The sequence below is a fragment of the Porphyrobacter sp. MBR-155 genome, assembly GCF_040547625.1.
Classification (GTDB): domain Bacteria; phylum Pseudomonadota; class Alphaproteobacteria; order Sphingomonadales; family Sphingomonadaceae; genus Erythrobacter.
This window is the reverse complement of record NZ_JBEPQB010000022.1, coordinates 1-1,156: the sequence shown is the minus strand read 5'-3', so window position 1 is coordinate 1,156 and position 1,156 is coordinate 1. Positions and strand designations below refer to the sequence as shown.

The 1,156-nt window shown below is 60.6% G+C and carries 1 protein-coding gene; it reads left to right on the top strand.

The window, feature by feature from the left end; all coding sequences use genetic code 11:
• Nucleotides 1–73 precede the first annotated feature (73 nt).
• Complete coding sequence (locus tag ABIE62_RS14690; RefSeq protein WP_354327138.1) at nt 74–1,156, top strand: IS630 family transposase; 1,083 nt, start codon at nt 74–76, stop codon at nt 1,154–1,156.

The following is a 1,156-nucleotide window of genomic DNA, read 5'->3' as shown; positions in this document are numbered from 1 at the left end:
CTAGTGGATTGACCGGAACGAAAGAGTCCATTTAGGGATTCCCAGAGGCTTGCCGACGTGCGATTCAGGGAGGATGCGCGATGGTATCACTTTCTCCTTGTCCGAGGTCGACCGCGAACGGTTGAGCGGCATTGTGTCGGCGCCTTTGAGCCCGCAAAAGCATGTTTGGCGAGCCCGTATCGTTTTGCTCAGCAGCGATGGTCTTGGGACCTCTGCCATCATGTCTGCGACGGGCAAGTCGAAGACCTGTGTGTGGCGGTGGCAGGAACGTTTCATGCACGAAGGTGTCGACGGCCTGCTGCGCGACAAATCTCGTCCGCCAGGCAAGGCACCCGTGCCACCCAGGCGTGTGGCAGAGATCGTCCGCCTGACGCAGGATACGCCGCCGCACGAGGCAACCCACTGGACGGCGCGCGCGATGGCCAAGGCTGTCGGGCTTGCCGTCTCGACAGTCCAGTCGATCTGGAAGGCACATGGTCTTGCTCCGCATCGCTGGCGCAGCTTCAAGCTGTCGAACGATCCGGCCTTCGCCGAGAAGCTTCACGATATCGTCGGGCTTTATGTTTCGCCGCCTGCGCATGCAGTGGTGCTATCCTTCGACGAGAAGTCGCAGATCCAAGCCCTTGACCGCACTCAGCCGGGACTGCCGATGAAGAAGGGCCGTGCCGGGACCATGACCCATGATTACAAGCGTCACGGCACGACCACGCTGTTCGCCGCGCTCAACGTGCTCGACGGAACGGTCATCGCCCAGAACATGCAGCGCCATCGCCACCAGGAGTTCATCCGTTTCCTCAACCGCATCGAGCGCGAGGTGCCGAAGGACAAGGCCGTCCACGTGATCCTCGACAACTACGCGGCGCATAAAAAGGACAAGGTCCAGGAATGGCTCGCGCGCCATCCGCGCTGGACATTCCATTTCACACCAACCTCGTGCTCATGGCTCAATGCCGTCGAGGGCTTCTTCGCAAAGCTGACGCGGCGGCGGCTCAAGAACGGCGTTTTCCATTCGCTCGTCGACCTCCAGGCCGCCATCAATCGCTTCATCCGAGAATACAATGCCAGCCATCCAAAGCCCTTCGTCTGGAAGGCGGACCCCGACGAAATCATCGCCGCACGTAACCGGGGGTTCCAAACGTTGGAGTCAATCCACTAG